The organism is Shinella zoogloeoides (genome assembly GCF_003574625.1).
In the GTDB taxonomy this organism is placed as follows: domain Bacteria; phylum Pseudomonadota; class Alphaproteobacteria; order Rhizobiales; family Rhizobiaceae; genus Shinella; species Shinella zoogloeoides_A.
The window spans coordinates 1-21,321 of record NZ_QNUJ01000012.1 but is presented as its reverse complement, the minus strand read 5'-3'; the positions used below and the strand labels follow the sequence as shown (position 1 = coordinate 21,321).

Below are 21,321 nucleotides of genomic sequence, written 5' to 3'. Positions count from 1 at the left end.
GCATGCCCGGTCCAGATCGGTCTGGTGCGACAATACTCATCGACGGGCACTTAGTTAGCGCATGAATAATACACCTCAGACGCTCGAAAAGTCCCGCCGAGACGCTTGCACTGAATAACAACGTCGATCGATGCTCTAAGCAAATTCAAGACTTCAACTCGCTCAATGTCCCGCCCTGCTTCTGACTCCTTAATCAAGAGCGCCAGTTGTTCGAATGCGAGCGCGACGGAGTCGGCATGCACAGTGGTAATGGAACCGGGGTGGCCGGAGTTGACGTTTCGAACGTAGTGGAAGGCGGTGCCATCACGAAGCTCCTGCATGAGGATGCGATCGGGGCGCATACGAAGACTAGATTCCAATAGCTCCTTCGGACCCGCATGGGACAAGCCTTGTCGGTCTTTTGAATAGAACAATCGTACATGGTTCGGTTGCGGGATAATGAGCTCGGGGGTGTCCTCGATCGAAATGACCCGCTCTTCCTGCGGTATATGCTTTATCAAGGCTTTGGAGAGAGTTGTTTTCGCTGAACCCGTTGCTCCCGAAATTAGAATGTTCTTCCGAGAGACGACCGCCTGTCGCAAGAATTCTTTGAACTGTCCGCTACGGTAGAGGTTAAGCAACTCGCCATCGTCGCTAGGCGCATCCGTCTCAACGGTTCGAGTGCTCGCAAAGAACTGCCTTGTCTCCAGGTCGTCGAGCGTAAAGTCGACGGATGACGGTTTGCGGATCGTCAGGCTCACCGTGCCCTTCAGCGTTGCAGGAGGGATAACAATCTGGATCCGCTCGTCGCCTGGAAGGGTCGCCGAGAGGATCGGTCTTCGTTCGTCGATCGATTGGTGGGAAAAGCTGGCGACGGCCCGGGCAATACGCATGAGTTTGTCGAAGGAAAGCTCCGGAAGATCATGGGTCCGCCACCCACCGGGTCCTTCGGTCAGCACCTGCCCGGGCCGATTGACGATCACCTCATAGAGCGAGGGATCCTGCAAGAATTCCGAGAACGGCTTCAGCAACTCACGAACAACTGCCGCATCCTGCACTTCTGTCATCGCCACACTACTTCGTTACCAACTTCGAGTCCGGCGTGAAATCTCCCAGCACCGCGCGATCGAGAATGCGGTTCCTCGGCTCCGTAACGCGCAAGCGATAGATCCCGGAAAAATCCAGATCGCGGGCTACGAAGATCGAGACGAGTTCGCCCTGATGCTTGTTCAGCGTTGGAGGAATGTTGATCGATTGCTCGACGGCGATCGCCGCCGCCTGCTGACCGGCACTGGTCGTGTTTTGCGCATCGACATCACTATCCTGCAGCCTGCTGTTGGCATAGCTGGTTGCATCGCCGACGATGGACAGAAGCAGAGCGCTGCCGAACCGTTCCCACCAATGGGTATCGACATAGCCGTCAACGCCGACGCGGCCAAGAGCATCCGTCGCCGGAGACGCCAGCGTGACGATCACCCCCTTCGGCGTCTTGGCTCGGTTCCACAAGACGAACAGCCGCTTCTGCCCCCGTTGCAGTCCACCGCGATATTCGCCAACGACTTGAGTGCCCTTTTCCATGAGGACGACTCTGCCGTTGTCGGAGAGAATGTCTCGATTGATCACGCAACTGGTGAACCCAGGCTGGTCGGACGCCAGCGCGGTTTCCAGCACGCAAGGGATCGATGTTCCCATGGCGACGATGAAGTCGCGATTGCCGAGCGTGCCGGCGCGAGAGCCCTCCAGTTTGGTCGGCCGCAACAGACCGTCGAAGCGCTGCTGGTCGCTGTTTTGTTGGTTCTGGTTCATCGTGGTGCTGTCGAGCGGCAGGAAGTTGCTGTTTGCGGCAATCTCGGAACTGTCCGTATCCTGGCGTTGCGTGGCATTCTTCTTCCCACCGCTGAAGGCCATCACCGGAGCGCGACGAGCAGAATCCAGCAATTCGTCCTTCTCCTCGGGAACGGGTTCCACAGCCGGGGTCGGGAGCTTTGCTTCGGGGACGACTTCCTTCGGCTCGACCTTCTCCTTGGCGGCCTCGAAGGGCGTTGTCTGGCGAATGACAATGCGCTCCGGCTGCGCGTTGTCGTCTTTCCCCTTTTTTCCTGTCGTCGACCACAGCGCAAACCCGACGAAGGCCACGACGGCGAGGGCCACCGCGCCTCTCTTCAGGACGGGGCTATTGTCGATCCGCCGGCCGGTGACGGTTTCTGCGCGCTCACCGGGAATGTGATTTTGGTCTTCCTGGGTCATGGTCTCCCCTTCCCTACTGAGCGGAAGCATCGCCCTTGACGATGCGCTCCACCGACGGCGAGGTCGTGTTGGTGTCCGGGTTGATGCCCACACGATCGTAGGCCTCGTTGAAGACGCACAGCACATCCTTGCCGCGGCGCAGGATGAACTTTCGGCTGATGGCGTGGACCATAACCAGGTTGCCATCGACGGATTTCGGGACCAGGCTCTCGGAACCGTCGGAATTCTCGATGTAAATGGCAGGCATTTCCTGATTGCCGACAAAGGCGAAGGTCGTAACCTTTCCGTTGTCGTAGACGCTCTGAGGCTCCAGCGCCTGCGATCCTTGTGCAGAATAGCGCCAGTTGCGCGGGCCATAGGCTTCGTGAAGAGCAAGCACATTGTCGGCTTCCTTCGCCTGATTGGCCAATGCGCGAGCAGCGGCCTGCTGGCGGCGAAGTTCCGCTTCATCGCCGGGATAGCGGAATTTCACATAGAAATAGGTGTTCTGCCCGGCTGCGACCGATCCGTCGCGCACGGTGAGCTCCATCTGGTAGCTCCGTGTCGATCCATCCCGGCGTGTCGTCACCACCGAGATGTTCGTCACCGGCTGGTTTTCGCGCGGCTTCAGGAACAGGATGTTGCCGGCCGGCGCCACCTCCCACGCGACGCTGTTGCCGAGTGCGACATGGGCGATCTCCTCGTCGGCCGCGAACTCGACCTGCACGGAAGAGCGCAAGGTGCCGACGATCCTGGTAATATTGAAGGGCTGATAGTTCACGAACCGGACTCGGCTATCCTGCGACGCACCGCGAGGAATTTCTAGCGCTGTAGCCGTTGAGGCGGCTCCAGCAATCAGGGCCGTAGCGAAGATGATCTTTCGTATCAATTGATTGCCTCCGGATCGGCGCGGTACTCGCTGACCGCAAAGCCGAGAGGGTTTACAAGCCGGTCCGTCGAGGACATCGGGGCGTTTGCATAGGAATAGGTGAGGGTCGCGACCCAGTGGGACGTGCGGACCTCGTCTCCGCGCGTGATGGTTCGCATATAGCGCACCGAGACCACGTTCTGATTGATCAGCGAGATCGAGGCGATGTTGATCCTTGCGGTCGCAGCGCGGCCGTAGGTGTTCTGCGGCGATTCCGGATTGCTCCCGCGGTAAATGGCGGAAAACCGAGCCTGTTCGGCTTGAGTTGACAGCAGTGCAATCGTGCGGAAGTTCTCCTGCGCCTCGCTCCAGACATACCCTTCTCGCGCGCGGACATATTTGGCAGCAAAGTATTTGGTGACGGCCTCATCATAGGTACCGGCCGTCGAAGTCAACGCCGAGACGACATCGACGATACCCGTGGAATTGTCGACGCGCACGACAAAGGGTTCGACGGTCTTCAGCGGCGTTAGGCCTGCGACCGCGAAGACGGAAACGCCGGCGATGGCGCTGGCGACGATCGCAATCGACCAGGCGATCCGGTTCGAGCGCTCGATCTGCATCATGCGATCCTGATCGAAACGACGCGCTTTCTCGAAGTAGCTTTTGAGGTTGTCTGTCGAGACCATATCGTCACCCCGCGCAACGGTGATGTGAGCCGTCGATATCGAGATGCGCGAAGGCTGCCGGTTCCCTGCCCTCCTCAGCATAGGGCGTGGCCGAGGTCGTGGATCGCCGATCCGACTGCTGACGCTTCAGCGTGCTGTCGCCTTCCCATTCCCACATCGCCCGATTCAACGGACGGCGCGAATACCCGTCGCATTTCGGGAGCGGATAGGTGAGCGAGGCGCAGCCGGCGAGTGCGGCCGTCATGGCCAGCAGAATTGGGAACCTGATCATACTAGGTGGACCTCTTCTCATTATTGGGAGCATCACGTGCTCCTGCCTCTGCCGCCGACGGTTCGGCCCACGAAGCGAGCCGTATGCATGATGGCGCGTCCGGTGGTCCTGGTGCCGCGGGCAAGCATGCCCTGATGAGCATCGCGTGCGGTGGTGTAGCCATAGGCCAGCGATGCCCCGCCGGATGCCAAGGCTGAAGCGATCGTCGGCAGCTGATAGAAGACGTAGAGCGCAGCGATACCGATGGCGCAGAGCGCGATCGGGCGCATGAGGACGTCGGTATAGGCGTCGATCGCCGTGAAGGTGGAATCGAGGCACGAGATCAGTAGCGCGCCGACAGCCACGACGAGGACCTGAAGAATGACGAAATTGACGAGCTGTCCGATCCAGGCCTCGGTGAAGCGGCGCGTCGACTGGAACATGGCGAGCGCGATGAAAATCGGGCCGATGGCCAGGACGATGGCGAGCGCCAGCCGCGCATAGAGCGAGACGACATAGCCAATGCCGGCGACGAGAAAGCTGACGCCGATCACCATCATGCCGCCGACGCCGGTGACAATGTCGACCGGCCAGGAGGCGCGAGACCAGATGTCGGTTGCCGAAGCCTGCCCCTTGTCGAGCAGACTGTCGAACGTGCTGGCGCTGGGTGTCGTGCCTGTGTTCAGTGCCTGGGCGATTTCGCGCGGGAGGATGTCGAAGAAGACGTTCGTGACGTAGGTCTGGTATTCGCCGGCGTTTTTCACCAGCATGACGATGATCGCCAGCTTCATCGCCCGGAAAGCGAACTCCAGGACTGGATCCTGCACTGAGCCGCGTAACACGAGGTAGCCGTACAAAATGACGTAAAGCGTCACGGCTGCCGTCAGCGGGCCGCTCACCCATTCGGCAATGTTCGAGGTGCCTTCCGAGACGAACGTCTCCAACGGCGTCTTGAATTGTCCGTCGATGAACTCGAACACCTGATACATGACCTTCAGCCCCCCAAGGCCTTTCGCATCTTCTCAAGGCGGAGCTTGCCGTCGGCCGCTTCCGCGTTCTGGCAGTTGTCAGTTTCCCGCAACTCGCCCGGATTGTTGCGGCACTCGGCCGTAATGCGGGAGAGCAGTGTCTCGTCAGCGACCAGTTGGTCGACGGTATAGGATTGCTCGGTTTTCTCTGAGCAGGCCGCAAGGAGGAGGAGTGCCAAAACGAGCAAAGATCGGCTCATTGCAGCGCCGCCTTCATCGCATCCATGCGCTGACGCCAGTCCTCGGCCTTGCGCTGTTCGTCGACCTGGTTCTGCGCCTGCTGCACCATGCGCAGACCTTCCATCCGCAGCACGTCGGATTGGAGAAACGCCTGTTCAGCTTGCAACCGTGCCTGAAGGTCGGCGATTTCCTTGGCATCGCTTGCCGTCGAAATCTTCTCGCGAAGCTGGTCGATCCCGTCGATGCGCTTCGTCGCAGCATCGTAAATCTGCTGTCCCAGGCTCATCTGGCCCGCGTTCTTGTTCTGCACGCGAGCGAGTTCCTTGGCGTAGAAATCGTCGGCGTCGGTGCGATAGGTGGAATTGCCCTCCAGGAACTTCGAGGCGGAATCCTTGAACACGCCGGTTCCCTCGCCCTTCAGCAATCCCTCGATCGCCGCAAAGTCCGATGGAAGCGCTTTGCGGATCGCAGGATCATTGAGCACGCTTGCCACATCAGCCATATCGGTCAGCTTGTTGAGCGAACCGTAAAGCTGCTGGGCCTGTTCGATCTGCTGATGAAGGGCGTCAAGCTGCGACTTCAGCTGCGCAATGCTCTCGATATGCTTCAGGATCGCCGTCTGGTCGATCACCGGAATCCCCTGCCCTGCCGCGCCGCCGGCGGAAAGGACAAGCGCTGCCGCGAACGCCGCGCCATGAAGTCTATAGGATGCCATCAGCTTGCACTCCTTCTTGCCTGGAAAACGGGAAGCCAGTCCTTCGGGTCGTTGCCGACTTCAGCGCGGATCGCGTCGAGGAGCTCGACATTGGCCGTACGGCCCGAGAGGATCGCAAGTTCGTCACCGAAGCCGTTGAGGTTCAGTTCGGCGACGACGCTGTTATGCCCCTGCTTCAACACGAACCGCCGGCTCTCTACGGAGAGTTCGCGGGCGATCAATTCGTATTCGCGCTCCGTGAGCTTGAACCCCTCCACATAGTCGGCATGGTTGCCGCGGGAGTTCGGCAGGAAAATCTGCGTCGGGCATTGCTCGATGATCGTGTGCGCGATCGGCGAGTTTAGCGCGTCGCGCGGGCTCTGCGTGGCAAACAACATCAGCCCGTTCTGCTTGCGGATCGTCTTCAGCTTGTTCTGCGCGAGGTCGCGGAAACCTTCGTCCTGCAGTGCTTTCCAGAATTCGTCGATGACGATGATGATCCGACGGCCGTCGATCAGTTGCTCAACGCGGTGGAAGAGATACGCCATCAAAGGCGTGCGGATTTCCTCGTTGTCGAGGAAGTCCGTCATGTCATAACCGATGAACTTGCCGTTGCCTCCCAGGTCGCCGAAGCCAATACCCTCAATGACATTATCGAAGACCCAGCCGAGCGGCCCTCCTCTCTCCCACCGCCGCAGCCGGGCCGCAATCCCTTCCATGTCGGTGTTGTTGAGGAAGGTGCGCAGCGCGCCGATCGTCCGTTGCTCTGTCGGCAGATCGGCAAGCCCGTCGATGGCGCCGGCGATATCGCGCAACTCGGTGACGCTCAGTTCACGCGAGCCGGAACCGACAAGCTTTCCGACCCAACGGGTCAGGAAGACCTTGTTCTCCGGTGTGAGGTCGAGGGCCTTGAGGGGAGCGCAGCCGGTAGGCGTGCCATTCTTGAGAGGCAGATAGGTGCCGCCGGCGGCGCGAACATAAAGGTCCGCGCCGCGGTCCTTGTCGAAGAAGACGACATGCGGGTCGTGTTTTTCAAGCTGCGACAGCATGAAGTTGACGATCACGGTCTTGCCGGCGCCGGATGGGCCGCACATGAACGTGTTGCCGAGATCACCATAGTGGAGATTGAAGTAATAGGGCGAGCCGGATGCCGTCTTCAGCAAGGCGACGGCCGGTCCCCACTCGTTGCCGTCTTTCTGTCCGATCGGATAGGAGTGGAAAGGCGACAGCGCTGCGAAGTTGCGTGAGGTGATCGCTCCCGATCTCGCGCGATAGCGGAAATTGCCCGGCAACTGCGCCCACCAGGCGGCCTCGAGACCGAGATCCTCGCGAGCAACGACCGCACCGCCGTTCGTCAGGCCAGCGCGCGCCTTGGCCAGATTGTCCGTCAATTCCTTGACCGAGGCGGCGAAGACAGCAAGCGTCAGGTGATGTTCACCGAGCACGAAGCGGTTCGATTCCAGATCGTCCATCGCATCATCGAGTTCATCGATTTGCGAGGCGGCCTTGTCGCCGCTGCTCACAAGCTGGTTCTGCTTGCGACCCATGATGACACGCGCATCCGCCTTGGAGGCGAAGCAGAAGGATTGCGACAGGATCAGTTCGAAGGGACTGGTAAGAACGCCGTCCAGCATCCCCGTCCTGGTGCGGGCGGGATATTCCTTGATGCTTAACATGCCGGCAAATCGGCTTTCCGCCTCGTGGCGGATTTCGATCGTCTCGCGGCCGATGATCACACGATCGGAATAGATTGCCGAGGAGATCCGGCCCTCGGTCAACGGGACCGGCTCGCGCCGGCCGCCAACCAATTGGTGCAGCACCTCGCTCGGCTCGGAGAACAGAACCCCGTCATGGTCATAGAGGGTGAGCACGCGCGGCTCGAAGCGTTTCAAGCCGGCGGTCACGTCGACGAGCTTGTCCTGCAGGTGCTTCAGTGCCTCCTCGTCGAGTTCGACGCCTGAACGGTATCGCTGCCGCAATCGGGATAGCAGCTTCGCGGCCTTGTCGGCTGGATCGCGCGCCGGCGACCAGAGGACGGTGAGGTAGAGGTCGTTGCGGAACAGGTCCTCGCGCACCATGCGCTCGCGATATTTTTCGTTGAGCGCGGCCGAGAAGGGCGTTGCGAACGTCCCGTCCGGATAGTCGCGATCGCGGCGTCGAATGAGATGCGCCCACAGGGCAAGCCGCTCATCCGCGATATTGCGATAGAGCGTGTTCAAATCACGATGCAGCGCGTTGAGGTCGAGAACGTCGGCGGTCTCGAAGGACACGCCGTCGAGCGCCACCATCACCATCAAGGTGCGGGAGTCGAGCGCGATGGTGGTTTCGTCGACATGGCGCACGTAGGGAATGAAGGTTTCCGGAGCGAGTTCGCGGGACTTGAGAGTGGCGATACTAGGCATATCCGAGATCCCTTTCGTCGAACCGCCGAACGAGCTTCAGCGGGGAAAGCGTGGCCCCACCCCAGTAGGTGCCGTTCCGGGTCCGTCCACGGGTCTCCACCCAGGCCACCAGGATCCGGAACATGTTGTGGTCGTGCTTGACCAGCGCCCGGAACACGAAATGGAAGACGACCCCCACGAGCGCATACGCGACCGAGCCCGCCGCGAGGTAGAAGATCGTGGTCGCCATGACGTTGATGCCTATGGCTTCCATCGTGACGCCCGCGATCATCGCCGGACGCGTGCAGGCGATGAACAGGGTGTCTTCCTCGAGCTCGGGTCGCGTGACCGCCATCTGGTCAGCTCCCGATGATCGTGCTGACGAGTTCCGAAGAGCCGGCGATCACGCCGATGCCGACGATCCAGTAGCCTGCGCGGCGGAGGTCCATGTAGCCAAACATCCAGGCCAGAGCGATCAGGATGACGGCGATAGTGGCGAACAGCCTGAAGATGTTGCCCTGCAAAAGATCGACGACGTTCTGAAGGATCGTCTCGATGCCGGCCGCCTGCGCAAAAGCCGGCTCGACCAGCATCGCCACCACAGCGAATGCCATCGCAGACGGGGTCGCAAACGCGCGGATACGGGAACTGAAAGTCATTCACTCTGCTCCATTTGATTGTTCTTAAACACCAGGACGGAAGACCCGCGTCGACTGTTGAAGACGTCCCATGTCGGCGCGGAAGCGATTGAAGTGGTTTTCGGCTCGGCGTTCTCCGCAACCACTTCTGCGACGACGTCGACAGGGGCGGAGGCGACAGGATCGTCGTTCCCCCTCCCCTCCCCCGAAGCCGCGATCGTCAACCGGGCGATGGTCGGGCCGAGCCGTTTGATTTCGCGACGAACCTGATCGTCGTAGTTGACCATCGCACCGACCGAGGGATCGTCGCGGCCATAGTAGGACTGAAGCATCACCTGTTCCGCCCTGGCAGGATCTGCGCCGGCCTTGACGGCAAGACGGTAGTAGCCATCCAGCAGCGTGGCCGTGGCTTGGAGGTTCAGGCAAGGATCGAAGGCGTCGGCGATGGAGAGCTTCAGCTTTTGAAGCTCCTCCACCCCGATTCCGCCGAGACCGAGCTGGATGTCGTGATGCTCAGCTACCAGCGATGTGGCGGTCTCGATCGCCTCGGCCTTCGTTGCCGGTTGTGTCTTGAGCGGCCGGCCGCTGTTGATGCGAATGTTGAAAGGCTCGAACCGACTCTCAAGGCTCACGATGCCGGCCAGTGTTTCGGACGCAACAAAGGGTGCGCAGGACTGCGCAAGATCGAGAAAAGCAACGGGCATGCCTAGAACCACACCCTCTGCTTGCCGACGCCGTCGATTGTCACATCGATGTATCGAGGTTTCTCACGGACCAGCGGGCGGCTGATGGTGTAGGCCATGCACTGATAGCGGCCATCGACTTGCTGCCAGCGTGGCGAGATTACGGAGCCATTGCTCCCGCCGGCATTGTCTCGGTCGCGCCGGCAAAGGCTATCGCTCACTGGCCGCATCGACGTCGACACGCGGCCGCTCGGACCGAAGCCGGCTGATAAGCGATAGCCGTCGTTGCAGTAGTAAGGCTCGTATCGAGGGCGGGAGCTTTGGAAGCCGACGCCGCTGCAGGTCGGGAAAGAACGGCCCTTGGCGAGCCATCTCCAGAGCTTCTGGATAGGCGGCCGGCACTCGGCGTATTGTGTCGGGCCACCGGGATTGGATAGGCACAGGATAACCTGGCAACCCCACTCATCCGCCCGCGCACTTTGCTCGGAACTGAGATATAGTGAACCGAACCCTAACGCCGCTATGAACGTTCGAAAGAAAAGGCCCTTCATGCCCCCTACCCTCCGATTGAAATTTCGTTGGACGGGATACGAAGAATCGTCTCGCCCTAACGCTCATACTATGCAAATAATAGATAGTTAAATCGATGGCAAGCAAATTGAGTGACGGATGGCAAAGCCAGGCGCTATCGGCCTTCGCCGTGCGTGAGATTCTCGAAAAACCGCTTGAAGACGAGACGGCGCAGTCCCGGATCAAGCAGATCGGCGTGTTGAACATCCTTTATATGATGCACCTGGCCGGCGAAGCATTAACGCTCTCAAATATCATCAATTTTACCGGGATGACCCGAGGCGGCGTCGTCGAGACGATGGATTTGCTCGTTGCGCGCGGAGTGCTCGTTGAAACGCTTGGAAAGAACTCAATGGGTCGCGGAACGGCCAGACAGTTTGCGCTGTCTCCGACGGTTTTTGCATTGCTTCGAGCTGGAGCCAACGGCAGCTAGTTCGATTTAACTCATTAAATTACGCCGTTATTCCTGCGCGAGGGTAATGGCGATGGGAGAATCACGTTTCATCCTTTGGCGCTTGACGTCTCGAACCAGTGAGTCGCGCTGAAAAGCCACTTGGATGGACGCCGTACGTGCTCACGACAGGTTATCGACTCTTTTTTGTTCGATCACCAGGAAGAGCGTGGAACTCACCAAGTGGTTTGATTCATTGGGCATTTGCAGCGTTCGAAGCCGGCGACGTTTAGACGTTAACCTTCTGTTAACCAATTAAGATTTGACCGGCCGCAGGAATCGGGCAATCGTCGGCGACGTTTTTTCAGCGATTGTCAGTTTTTTTCCGTCGAGAGCGATATGCCCGCTGCTGCAGCCACCAAACCTCCTATCGAGGAGTCCGTCTCGAAGATTACGCGTCACTCGCATTTGCTTGCGGCGCAGCTTCAGACGCTCCGCTCTCAGATGTATCCGCCCGAGGCAAAGAAGACTCTCAAAACCTTCACTTCCCGTGAAGCGGCGATGATGGTTGGCATCGCAGAATCGACCCTGAGACAGATGTCTCTTGATGGAGAGAGCGCTGCGCCGGAGCTACACGGCAAGGATAACCGTCGCCGCGCCTACACCCTCGCTCAGATTAATGAGATCCGCGAGCATCTTGCCAAAAAGCGGCCGAAAGAAGCACTGGACTTTCTTCCGCGTCGGCGGGCAGGTGAAAAGCTTCAGATCGTGGCCGTGGCTAATTTTAAGGGCGGGTCGGCCAAGACCACCACGACAGTCCATCTTGCACATTTCCTTGCCTTACAAGGTCTGCGCGTCCTTGCGATTGATCTTGATCCGCAGGCATCTCTGTCAACGATGTTCGGGTACCAGCCGGAGATCGACGTCGAAGATAACCAGACCGTCTACGGTGCGATTCGCTACGATGAAGGGCAGCGTGTTCCGCTCGCGAGCGTGATCCGCAAGACCTATTTCGAAGGTATCGACCTTGTCCCAGGCAATCTGGAGCTCATGGAATACGAGCACGAGACCCCTCAGGCTATCGCGCGTGGTGACGGCCGCGGGGAAGGCATGTTCTTCCGCCGGCTTGGATCCGTCATCGCCAGCGTTGAAGACGACTATGACGTGGTGCTTATCGATGCTCCCCCACAGCTCGGCTATCTGACGCTTGGTGCGCTTTATGCGGCGAGCGCCCTCCTTGTCACTGTCCATCCTGCGATGCTCGACGTCTCGAGCATGAACCAGTTCCTCAAGATGACCAGCGACATTCTCCAGGTCATTGAGGAAAATGGTGGTCATCTGCATCACGATTTCATCCGCTATGTGTTGACGCGTCACGACCCGAATGACGTTCCCCAGGTTAATATCGTTGCGCTTCTTCGCTCCCTCTTCGGCGAGGATGTGCTCGCACCTGTCGTCGTCGAAACAACCGCGATTGCGAGTGCGGGATTGGAGAAGAAGAGCCTTTATGAGATGGCGCGGGGTGCGGTTGGCAGAGACACGCTCAATCGCGCGTTGGAATCGGTAGACAGCGTCAATCAGGAGATTCTGAACCACCTCAAGCAGGTATGGGGTCGGACATGACGAACGCCAAGGACCGCTCTGACCGAATGAAGAGCCTTTTCGCCAATGTGAATCGCGAGGAGTTGGAAAAGCACATCCCCTCCCCCGTCAGTACGACCGTTCGACCAGCCTCATCCGGCAGCATGTCGGGTGCGGTGAAGTCGATGCAGCAGACCTTCTCAGCGGTTGAGGCCGAGAACGAACGGTTGCGAGCGCAACTTCAATCGGGCGACAGCGCGGTCGAACTGGATCCGGCGAGTGTCGTTCCCGCATTTGTTCGGGACCGGATGGACTTTGAGGAGAACCCGGAATTCGCTGGTTTTGTCGAAGGCATTCGCCGAGAAGGTCAGAAACTTCCTATTCTGGTTCGTCCCCTTCCCGACCATCCTGGCCAGTATCAGATCGCCTACGGGCACCGGCGCCATCGCGCCTGCCAGATAATAGGCATTCCCGTTCGTGCGATCGTCATGCAGATGACGGACGAAGAGCTCGTCGTCGCTCAGGGGATTGAAAACGCCGAGCGCGAGAACCCTTCGTTCATCGAGCAGGCGTTGTACGCATCCGATCTCAAAAAGCGTGGCTTTTCTCGAGAGACGATTGCAAGGGCGCTAGGACGCAACGAAGAAAAGGGGCTCGCCTATATCTCGATGTTGACGGCGACCGCCAACGCGGTTCCCGAAGCGCTTGCCCGCAGGATCGGTCCAGCGCCCGCGACCGGGCGTCCGAAATGGGAAAAGCTTGGCGCTTTCTTCAAGGACCAGAAGCTCCCGTCGGATACGAACTCGGCCCTCAACGGCTTGGTTGGTTCGGAGAAGTTCCGGGCGCTTGCTTCGGACGACCGGTTCACCGCGGTGATGCGTGTACTGGACAGGTCGTCACGACCAACCAACGCGCCGGAGTCGGCCGAAATCGATCTTGGCCATGGGGTGGTCGTGACGACAAAGCGGACCCCCAAGGCGATGCAATTTTCCATTCCTCACGCGCCGGCCGCCGGGCTTTCGACCTGGCTTGTCGAGCGTCTGCCGACGCTATTGGAAGAATTCAAACGTTCGGAGCGAGGCGAAGAGCAATGAACTAAGCCCTGAAAGGAAAAGGGCTCACCGACTGCAATCGGCAAGCCCTTTGATCCATGGCCAACAGAACGTTCCCGTTCCGTCAGCATCAGTCGTAGCAAACTGATTCTAGGACGAGGCGCTGATACAATCAAGCCCTGGGCTCAAGCCTCGGCTCGATATTTTGCGCCTGTTTTGTTGGCTAGACATCAACTCACCTATTGGAGCCGCGGTCGCTTGGTCGCGGGATGGTCAGCTATGGTCCGAGGAACTGAGATCGCGTCCTTCAGACGCGTTACACCTGCAATACTCGCGAGCGCTCGGCTCGCAATGGCAAATGATATCCCCGAGTCTACGAAGGCGGAGGTCGCAATCCTCCTGAAGAAGGCAGCACCGATCCTCGGGATCGATGGTTCGACCTACCATATCATGGATATCCTCATCGGGCTGTCGCGTGCTGATGATTGGGCGGGGACGAACCGCCCGATCGTGGCAATCTCCAACGCGAAGCTCGCCGAGTACACGGGTCGCTCGGAGCGGCAGGTGACGCGCTGCATTCGGCGCCTCGTGGAGGCTGGCGTCATCGCATATCGGGACAGCCCGACGGGGCGCCGTTTTGTATATCGCGACAAGGACGGAGACATCTCGAAGGGCTATGGCTTGGATTTCACGCCGGCGAGAGTGCGGCTGCATGAATTGAAGGCTCTTGTCGAAGACTTCCAGGCTCGGCTGAACAGCGAGCAGGAGGCCCGAAGGATCGTCAGCAGGACCTCGCGCGCCATCGTTGACGCATGTGCAGCATACCCTGAACACGCTGCGGCTTGGCACAGCGAACTGCAGGGCCTGAAGGAACTAGGGCTAGACAAGGAAGGGGAAGCGGAAGCGCTGGAGGCTATGCACGCCCGGATTGTTCTCGCGGTGACAGAGGAATATGTTCCGCAGAAAATGTCAGGCGAGGGTGACATCAGCGTCATGTCTATTATTAATACAACCCCTCAAAACTCTCTTGAAAGTAAGAAGAAACGGGCTCGCTCTAAAGAGCGAGAACTTGATACAAAACTCACCGGCCGCGCAGCGGCCGGAACATCAGCCGAAAAAAAGTCTAGAGCAGCTCAGCCCGAAAGCCATCCCCCCGTTCGGAAGAAATCTGCGGGCACGGTAGACGAAATCCAATCCCAGGTCCTAGCGTCCGTGTCGGTTGGCCTTGTTAGATCTGCCTGCAGCCAGGCATGCGAGATGGTAGGGGCGGAAATTCGCAGTTGGCCTGAGCTTGCTGCCGCGGCCTCTACAATGCGTCTCATGATTGGTTTATCCGAGGCTGGATGGCTGGATGGAACGGCGAGGGTCGGCCGCTTTGCAGCCGCCGCGATTCTTGCCACAGTGCTTGAGAAGGCCGCCCGATCGCCGGATCAGATTACGAGCCCAGGAGGTTATTTCCGGGCAATGATCGATCGCGCTGTCGAAGGGAACCTGCATCTGGAGAAGAGCTTGTTCGGATTGGCGGACGGCGTCATCAAACGGACAGGTGAGAGGCCCGCATAACGGATCGTTCGGGAGTCACAGCTGTGACTCTTTGGGGCGAGAAGCGCGAGAAAGATGCGGCAGCTAACAGGGCTGACGGTTCTGGGAACGGAATAATGCATTTTGATTCAATGGGATATGTGACCGACATCACAACTGTGACGGTCTGTACGGGGTCTCTTGTCTCCCCGATTGGATTTTCAGGGGGAGCCCATGCCGCATTATGACGTCGAAAGGCTTAAAGCGGAGGTGTCGTGCGCGGCGCTATTGGAAAGCGCTGGCTGGATGGTTGACTTGCGCGAGAGCACGCCAAAGGCGACCAAGTATCGTCGTGGGGAAGGAGAGATTATCATTGTGGTTCACCGCGGGCGAGGGTGGTTCGATCCGACATCGGAGGCCAAAGGCGACGTCTTATCATTGGCACAGCATCTTGGTGCCGTTGATTTCAGCTCGGCGCTGAAGCTGATCGCCGGGCTCGTCGGATTTCAACCTGTCGAGCCGGCATGGCAGCGTCAGTCGAAGTCCACTTCGCTTGCAGCGATCGCGAGGCGTTGGTCTCAAAGACCATGGTTGGCCCATGGATCCGCCGCCTGGGCATATCTCACGTCCGAACGCGCTATCCCGGAGAACACTCTCGTGCGAGCCGTTACGGCTGGCAAACTCAAGGAAGGGCCTCGGGGCTCCATCTGGGCACCCCATACCAACTCCTCAGGTACGGTAACGGGATGGGAGGAGCGCGGGCCCGTGTGGAGAGGCTTCTCCAATGGGGGGACGAAGGCGCTTTTTGTTATCGGCAACGATGATGCGTTACGCCTTTGCGTGACGGAAGCGGCGATAGATGCGCTGAGCCTCGCCGCCATTGAGGATTGGCGTGACGACACCCAGTACGTGAGTACCGGTGGAGGCTGGTCTCCTGCGACAGCCGACCGAATTGCGGCTCTTGCCGCCCGACCTGGCACTCGCCTCGTGGCAGCATGTGATGGAAACGACCAAGGTGATGTCTACGCAGCGCGATTGAGGGGTGCTGCCGAGACAGCGGGGGCGACTTTCCTGAGGTTGTGGCCAGAAGCTGAAGATTGGAATGATCAGCTACGGCAGAGGTGAGATAAATTGGATTGAGCCACAGGAGGACGATTCTGATGGATGTGCCAACGCTAAACGCGATGATCGACAACGGGCCAAAGGCAGAGACCGCTGCCACATCTGCAGTGGCAATATCCTTGTTGTTGAGATCAGTAAGCTACAGTCCCACCTTGTTACAGGGCTCCAGTCCGGTCTTAGTCCCGACACCTTGCATCCCGACGTACATTCGATCTTCAACTACCTCGACGATATCGTGCGATCCCGAACATACCGCTTAGTTGAAGCCGTCACCGTCAGAACCATTCACGGAAGCGCGATAGTCCGCCATCGCGTCGACAAGCAGCGTCCCGCGAACGTGGAACGCCCTAAGCATTTCATCGCCGTGTAGATACTGGTTATGTCGCTGGCAACGACTTGTAGCCAGAATGTGTCGATGGAAGCGGGTTTCGTCGACAGATCCCGATGATCAGTGCACCCTTTGTTCAAAGGGTGTGCACGCAGACAACCGATCAATTGAAAACGTCTCTAGACCCGTCTCTGCGGTGGCAGAAGACAGGGGGCTGGATCTTAGGATTCGCCAGCCTGGGATTCGTTCAGCAATTTAACCCAACGAGTAACTAGAGGTCGAGATGAAATCAATTTTCTAGTTACGGTCTGGTTGTATAGAAGTTTGCGAATGGTGAGAGAATCGGACCACCCTCCGAGAGTCGCAAACAAGTTGTCCTACATGACGCCCACACATATAAAATGGCTCCACAAAATCGACGAAGTTCTTAAAACCGCGGACGGCGCAACAGTTGAGGTTTGGGAGCTCAACCACGAAGAGGATGCCGCGGTTCTATCTGAATGGGCAAGGCATTTCCGGCAGCATTATTGCCTTGATGAGGAACTTGCTGATCTTGTTTCAGGGACGGGAAAGTCGAATGCCGAGTTCCTAACCGAGATCAAGTTTCCGAGCGCCAAGGGCGGGTCGGGGCCGGCCACGCGCTCTGGTGACTTTGGAGAAATTCTTGTTGCTGACTACATCGAGTTCATTCTCGGATACTGGTGCCCCCGTGAGCACCGCTACGAGGACCGCATCAACGCGAACGTCTCCGATAACGGCACGGATGTGGTAGGCTTTCGATTTGCCAGTGAAAAGCCGAGCCCTAGGGACGAGCTTTTTGTCGTAGAGTCCAAATCCGGCCTGCGTCCGACCACGGAGAATCGACTTCAAACAGCCGTCGACGATTCTGCAAAAGATCGTCTACGAGAGGCAATGACGCTCAGCGCCCTGAAAAAGAGGCTGCTTCGCAAGAATCGGGAAGCCGCCCTCAAGGTCGAGAGGTTTCAAGACGAGGCCGATCGACCCTTCACGCGATGGAGCGGGGCAGTCGCTGTCCTCGATGCAGAAACCGCGGCAAAAATGGAACTCGAGAAGACGCAGGTCTCAGACCACCCCAACAAGGACAAACTGAAACTCATCGTCATCAAGGGCATTTCGATGATGGATCTCGTGCATGCGCTCTACGAAAGGGCAGCCAATGAAGCCTGATGCAGCTGCACAACAAGTCCTCTCGACCGTTCGAGCAACGGCAAAAATGCACGAGTTCCGTGTCGCTGCGGAGGACTTCATCGAGCTGCGGCGCGATCCTGCCACGCTCTATTCTCTTGCGGTCGGAATCCTTGGAGATGCTGCGGGCGCCATCTCCGATCATTTTGTCGAACCGGGGACGAGCGCCCATCCTCCTACCTGGGCGGAAGACACATCAATCAATGAGAACGTCCGGTTTGCCGCGACTTTCTTCGACTCTTATCTCGAGGCAAAGTTAGACGGCAGCATATCCGTCGAATTCTCGCTTCTATGTGCGGCAGCCTATTATCTTTCTGACGCAATCGGAAACGCTGTGGTGGTGGTGAAGCGTTCAGATGAGCCTCCCGCTGACCTTGGAGGCGGACTAGCACTTCTTGCGAGCAGAATCCTGCGGAACCGACTGGAGCCGATTGACGTAGAAATCTTTCACTCGACATTCGCAAATCGCCTGCTCGAGTTGGTCCGTGCACATTATGCGCTTCAGGACGAGGACGAACGCGCCATTCCCGAGCTCTGCCGTGAGCTTCGCAAGACGCTGTATGAAATCGGAACCGACCGTGAGGTCCTTTACGCCGATATCGTCACGGCAATATGCGCGGGTAAAATCCAAAACTCGTCGCGCAACAGGCTTCCACCAGCTTCAGGATCGCCCCTGGCTGCCTGGTCACCGGCGCTTACGAAGCCGGGCTTCCCGATAGAACTCTGGCCGGCACAACGGCGTATCTGTGACGCCGATCTGCTAAATGGGCGCTCTGCCGTTATCCAGATGCCGACAAGTGCCGGAAAAACGCGCGCCACAGAACTTATCATCAGAGCAGCGTTCCTTGCCGGACGGACTTCCCTCGCGATGATCGTCGCGCCATTCAAGTCGCTCTGCCACGATATTCGCTCTGATCTAGTAAGAGCCTTTCAGGGCGAGAACATACTCATGGACGAAGTTTCGGATTCCTATCTGATGGACTTTGGAATTGAGCAGCTTCTTGCTCAAAATAGTGTCTTGGTCATCACGCCGGAGAAGCTGCTTTACATGCTGCGCCGGGCTCCTGAGTTGGCCGAGCGAATTGGACTGATTGTATACGACGAGGGTCATCAGTTCGAGGGTTTCACTCGTGGACCGACCTACGAGCTTCTCCTTTCGTCGCTTCGAATGATGCTAAAGCCCGCTGCGCAAATCATTTTAATTTCCGCGGTGATCGGCAATGCGGACCAGATTGCGGATTGGTTGATTGGAGACCCGTCTGCGATCGTTGGGGGAAAGGGCCTTCTGCCGACTGCGAAGAGCATTGCTTTCGCGAGCTGGCAGAAGGAGCGAGGATGGCTTCGGTATGTGAATCCGTTGGATCCTGACGAAGACGAGTATTTTGTTCCTCGAATTATTGAAGAACTTCCGCTTGAAAAGAAGAGTAAACGGGAACGCGATCGCGTCTTTCCCGATCGTAATCACTCCGCAGAAATCTCGGAGAGTGTTGACATTGGACTATACCTCGCGTTGCACCTCGGCAGCAACGGGAGTGTGGCACTGTTCTGCGGCCAAAAGGCCAGCGTTTCGAAGGTCTCCTGGCGCGTAGTCGATCTGTTCACGCGAAAGGTCGAGTTGGAGAAACCGAGCGCATGGTGTGATCAACAAGAGCTAGACCGCCTTGCGAACCTAATCGCGAACAATCTCGGTGATGACGTCGACGTGGTCGGCGCAAGTCGCTTGGGGGTCCTTTCTCATCACGCAAGCACGCCACACGGGATTCGCCTTTGTGTCGAACATGCGATGAAGGCAGGTCACGCACGGATCGTCGCCTGTACGTCGACGCTGGCGCAGGGCGTGAATTTTCCGATCAAATACTTGGTGGTGACTGCCACGCAACAAGGCAAAGAGAAAATCAAAGTCCGTGACTTTCACAACCTCATGGGTCGAGCAGGCCGCGCCGGCATGCATACGGAAAGCAGTGTCATATTCTCTGCGCCTCCGATCTACGATGAGCGAGAAGATGAATATAAGAACTGGCGATGGGAGGCTGCGAAAAAGCTTTTAGACCAGGACGGTGCTGAACCCAGCCAGAGCAGTATCCTCCAAATTTTCGACGATTATAAACAGACAGCTGGCACTCCGATCGTCCTCACCTTCGATCTGGCTGGTGAGAATTTAGCGTTCGCAGATGAGGCGGCGATTGAGTTGATTGTCGTGGAAGTTCTCAAGCAGTTCCCAAATGTGAGCGCTTCCGAGCTCAAAGACTATCTACAGGGGAGGGCGAGGGCGATTCAAAGCATAGCAATGTACCTCGCTCAACATATCGACTTCGAAGCGGAAGACGCCGTTGAAGCCGCCGAACGCTTGGCCGCAAACACTCTGGGCTATCATCTCGCTGATGAAACAACACGACCTCGCGTGATTGCGCTCTTTCAAGCGACGGTCAAATCGATCCAGAACAATACCGACGCCGCTTACCGCTTGCTGATCAAGAAGTCCCCACTCGCGCCAGCTGCGCTTCGCAAACTCAGCGCGTGGGTCGAAACAAGCACCGAGCAGCTGACTGCAGCCGTTAAAGACGGAACCCTGTTGCCGCTTTTGATAGAGCAAGCGCTCCCACTGGCTTCAGCAAAATCACTGTCGGCGTTGAGTGATGCCGCAGTCATCCCCACCATTCTATCGGCCTGGACCGACGGAAAATCCTTCGCCGAAATACGGCAGATCCTTGTGAAGGACGATATCCGTGTGAGTGGCAATCATGCCACCGCCGATCACCTCGTAGCGATATGCGAGGATGGCTTTGGTTATCATGTTGCGATGATTTTGGCTTCGGTCGTGGACCTGCTCGAAACGATTGAGCCAGACCTAGTCGACGCCGCGACGTTACTTCAACGCCAGGTGAAAAATGGACTTCAGACAGAATCCGCGCTTGCTTTCTACGAGGCGGGCTTTGCGGACCGAGTGATCGCGCAATTGCTGGCCCAAGCGTTTCCAAATGTGAACGATCGTTATGGCGCAAAGGCAGCTTGCAGAGACAATATTGGGATAGTTGCAGCGCTGCTAGACGCTTCGCCAGAATATTTCCGAGAAGTAGCGCAAGAGCTGGCAAGCATGTGATTTGTAGGAGGGAGCGCGGCACCTGACGGGCGACTATGAGGGCTCTGGGCTTCGATAGAGGTTTTTCAGCTGCAGCAGGTCTTCCGGTGTCGGACTACAAACCCGCTGCCTTTGTCAAGTTGACGCGGAAACGATCGCGCCGCCGCTGGTAACGGCGGGTCATTTCTGCCGAGGCATGACCGAGCTGCTTCTGCACATAACGCTCATCGACCTCGGCCGACGAGGCGAGGCCGGCGCGTAGCGAATGCCCTGCAAACTTTTCGGTGCGCTCTCCTTCGCTCAGGTCGCCGCGTATGCCGGCGGCCAGCGCCGTCTTCTTGACCAGGCGCGCCACCTCCTGATCGTTGAGTCGATCCGGGCCGACGTTCTTGCCCCGACCGGTTACGCGGCGGAACAGGGGGCCTTTTGCGAGCTTGGCGAACTTGATCCAGGTTTCGACGGCGACGACCGGGCAGGTGGCGTCAGAGGAACCGCGGCCGATCTCCACCTCACGCCAGCCGGTTTTTCCACGCAGCGTCACCAGCATGCCCTTCTCAAAAATCTCGATCCAGCCGCGTCCGTCCTCCGTCTGGTCGCGGCCAAGATCGAGCCCGGTGATTTCCGAGCGGCGCAGGCCACCGGCAAAGCCGATGAGTAGCATGGCGCGGTCCCTGATGCCGCGCAGCGAACCGCGGTCGAGTGTCTCCAGCATGGCGATCAGGTCTTCCGGCAGGATGGGGGCGGAACAAGATTTGTTCCCCCAGACACGTTAAGGCCGAACGGAGAGTGAACGTCACGCTGCGCGAAGGATTTTCCCTGGAAGCCGCAATGGCCTGAAGCCCTCGGACATCTGCT

21 protein-coding genes and 1 pseudogene are annotated in these 21,321 nt (G+C 58.3%); 8 read left to right on the top strand and 14 right to left on the bottom strand.

Going from position 1 to position 21,321, the window contains the following annotated elements; genetic code table 11:
• Positions 1-50 precede the first annotated feature (50 nt).
• Genes virB11 through DSD28_RS26275 form a run of 13 tightly spaced genes read right to left on the bottom strand, consistent with a single transcriptional unit; the run spans position 51 to position 10,167 of the window.
• Positions 51-1,046, bottom strand: coding sequence for a P-type DNA transfer ATPase VirB11 (gene virB11, locus DSD28_RS21410; RefSeq protein WP_119258615.1), 996 nt, complete (start codon positions 1,044-1,046; stop codon positions 51-53).
• Between the two features lie 7 nt (positions 1,047-1,053).
• Complete coding sequence (gene virB10, locus DSD28_RS21405) at positions 1,054-2,226, bottom strand: type IV secretion system protein VirB10 (RefSeq protein WP_119258466.1); 1,173 nt, start codon at positions 2,224-2,226, stop codon at positions 1,054-1,056.
• A gap of 13 nt (positions 2,227-2,239) precedes the next feature.
• Positions 2,240-3,094, bottom strand: a complete 855-nt coding sequence (gene virB9, locus DSD28_RS21400) for a P-type conjugative transfer protein VirB9 (protein WP_162911500.1) — start codon at positions 3,092-3,094, stop codon at positions 2,240-2,242.
• Complete coding sequence (locus tag DSD28_RS21395; RefSeq protein WP_119258465.1) at positions 3,091-3,762, bottom strand: virB8 family protein; 672 nt, start codon at positions 3,760-3,762, stop codon at positions 3,091-3,093. Before DSD28_RS21395 ends, virB9 begins: the two co-directional genes overlap by 4 nt.
• 4 nt (positions 3,763-3,766) lie before the next feature.
• On the bottom strand, positions 3,767-4,033 hold the full coding sequence (locus DSD28_RS21390; RefSeq protein ID WP_119258464.1) for a hypothetical protein: 267 nt from the start codon (positions 4,031-4,033) through the stop codon (positions 3,767-3,769).
• Positions 4,034-4,065: 32 nt separating this feature from the next.
• Complete coding sequence (locus tag DSD28_RS21385) at positions 4,066-5,001, bottom strand: type IV secretion system protein (protein WP_119258463.1); 936 nt, start codon at positions 4,999-5,001, stop codon at positions 4,066-4,068.
• 5 nt (positions 5,002-5,006) lie between these two features.
• Positions 5,007-5,240 (bottom strand): EexN family lipoprotein, encoded by a 234-nt coding sequence (locus DSD28_RS21380; RefSeq protein WP_119258462.1) that lies wholly within the window; start codon positions 5,238-5,240, stop codon positions 5,007-5,009.
• Complete coding sequence (virB5, locus tag DSD28_RS21375; RefSeq protein ID WP_119258461.1) at positions 5,237-5,935, bottom strand: P-type DNA transfer protein VirB5; 699 nt, start codon at positions 5,933-5,935, stop codon at positions 5,237-5,239. The genes DSD28_RS21380 and virB5 overlap by 4 nt, the downstream gene beginning before the upstream one ends.
• Positions 5,935-8,316: a VirB4 family type IV secretion/conjugal transfer ATPase gene (locus DSD28_RS21370; RefSeq protein WP_119258460.1), complete on the bottom strand. Its 2,382-nt coding sequence runs from the start codon at positions 8,314-8,316 to the stop codon at positions 5,935-5,937. The genes virB5 and DSD28_RS21370 overlap by 1 nt, the downstream gene beginning before the upstream one ends.
• Complete coding sequence (locus DSD28_RS21365) at positions 8,309-8,650, bottom strand: type IV secretion system protein VirB3 (protein WP_119258459.1); 342 nt, start codon at positions 8,648-8,650, stop codon at positions 8,309-8,311. The genes DSD28_RS21370 and DSD28_RS21365 overlap by 8 nt, the downstream gene beginning before the upstream one ends.
• Positions 8,651-8,654: 4 nt before the next feature.
• Positions 8,655-8,954 carry a TrbC/VirB2 family protein gene (locus DSD28_RS21360; RefSeq protein ID WP_119258458.1) on the bottom strand — a complete coding sequence of 100 codons (300 nt, stop codon included), beginning with the start codon at positions 8,952-8,954 and terminating at the stop codon, positions 8,655-8,657.
• Positions 8,951-9,637 carry a lytic transglycosylase domain-containing protein gene (locus tag DSD28_RS21355; protein WP_119258457.1) on the bottom strand — a complete coding sequence of 229 codons (687 nt, stop codon included), beginning with the start codon at positions 9,635-9,637 and terminating at the stop codon, positions 8,951-8,953. Before DSD28_RS21355 ends, DSD28_RS21360 begins: the two co-directional genes overlap by 4 nt.
• 2 nt (positions 9,638-9,639) lie before the next feature.
• A complete protein-coding gene (locus DSD28_RS26275) occupies positions 9,640-10,167 on the bottom strand; it encodes a hypothetical protein (protein ID WP_119258456.1) in 528 nt (175 codons plus the stop codon).
• 95 nt (positions 10,168-10,262) lie between these two features.
• Here DSD28_RS26275 and DSD28_RS21345 point away from each other — a divergent pair, with 95 nt between their 5' ends.
• The 8 genes from DSD28_RS21345 to DSD28_RS21315 all read left to right on the top strand — a co-directional run bounded on the left by DSD28_RS21345 (position 10,263) and on the right by DSD28_RS21315 (position 20,487).
• Positions 10,263-10,619 carry a hypothetical protein gene (locus DSD28_RS21345; protein ID WP_024271394.1) on the top strand — a complete coding sequence of 119 codons (357 nt, stop codon included), beginning with the start codon at positions 10,263-10,265 and terminating at the stop codon, positions 10,617-10,619.
• A gap of 357 nt (positions 10,620-10,976) precedes the next feature.
• The gene (repA, locus tag DSD28_RS21340; protein ID WP_119258455.1) at positions 10,977-12,200 is read left to right on the top strand and encodes a plasmid partitioning protein RepA; all 1,224 of its coding nucleotides are present in this window, start codon (positions 10,977-10,979) and stop codon (positions 12,198-12,200) included.
• Positions 12,185-13,252, top strand: a complete 1,068-nt coding sequence (gene repB, locus DSD28_RS21335; RefSeq protein ID WP_119258454.1) for a plasmid partitioning protein RepB — start codon at positions 12,185-12,187, stop codon at positions 13,250-13,252. The genes repA and repB overlap by 16 nt, the downstream gene beginning before the upstream one ends.
• Positions 13,253-13,489: 237 nt before the next feature.
• Positions 13,490-14,773, top strand: a complete 1,284-nt coding sequence (gene repC / locus DSD28_RS21330; protein ID WP_119258453.1) for a plasmid replication protein RepC — start codon at positions 13,490-13,492, stop codon at positions 14,771-14,773.
• A 192-nt stretch (positions 14,774-14,965) separates the two neighbouring features.
• On the top strand, positions 14,966-15,856 hold the full coding sequence (locus tag DSD28_RS21325; RefSeq protein WP_119258452.1) for a DUF3991 and toprim domain-containing protein: 891 nt from the start codon (positions 14,966-14,968) through the stop codon (positions 15,854-15,856).
• Entirely contained in the window at positions 15,834-16,223 is a 390-nt protein-coding gene (locus DSD28_RS26045; RefSeq protein WP_162911499.1) for a hypothetical protein, read from the top strand. Before DSD28_RS21325 ends, DSD28_RS26045 begins: the two co-directional genes overlap by 23 nt.
• A gap of 339 nt (positions 16,224-16,562) precedes the next feature.
• Positions 16,563-17,369 carry a hypothetical protein gene (locus tag DSD28_RS21320; protein ID WP_119258451.1) on the top strand — a complete coding sequence of 269 codons (807 nt, stop codon included), beginning with the start codon at positions 16,563-16,565 and terminating at the stop codon, positions 17,367-17,369.
• Entirely contained in the window at positions 17,359-20,487 is a 3,129-nt protein-coding gene (locus tag DSD28_RS21315) for a DEAD/DEAH box helicase (protein WP_119258450.1), read from the top strand. The genes DSD28_RS21320 and DSD28_RS21315 overlap by 11 nt, the downstream gene beginning before the upstream one ends.
• A 94-nt stretch (positions 20,488-20,581) precedes the next feature.
• Here DSD28_RS21315 and DSD28_RS21310 read toward each other — a convergent pair.
• Positions 20,582-21,202 (bottom strand): annotated as a pseudogene (locus DSD28_RS21310) (tyrosine-type recombinase/integrase); the annotation flags it as partial.
• Positions 21,203-21,321 lie beyond the last annotated feature (119 nt).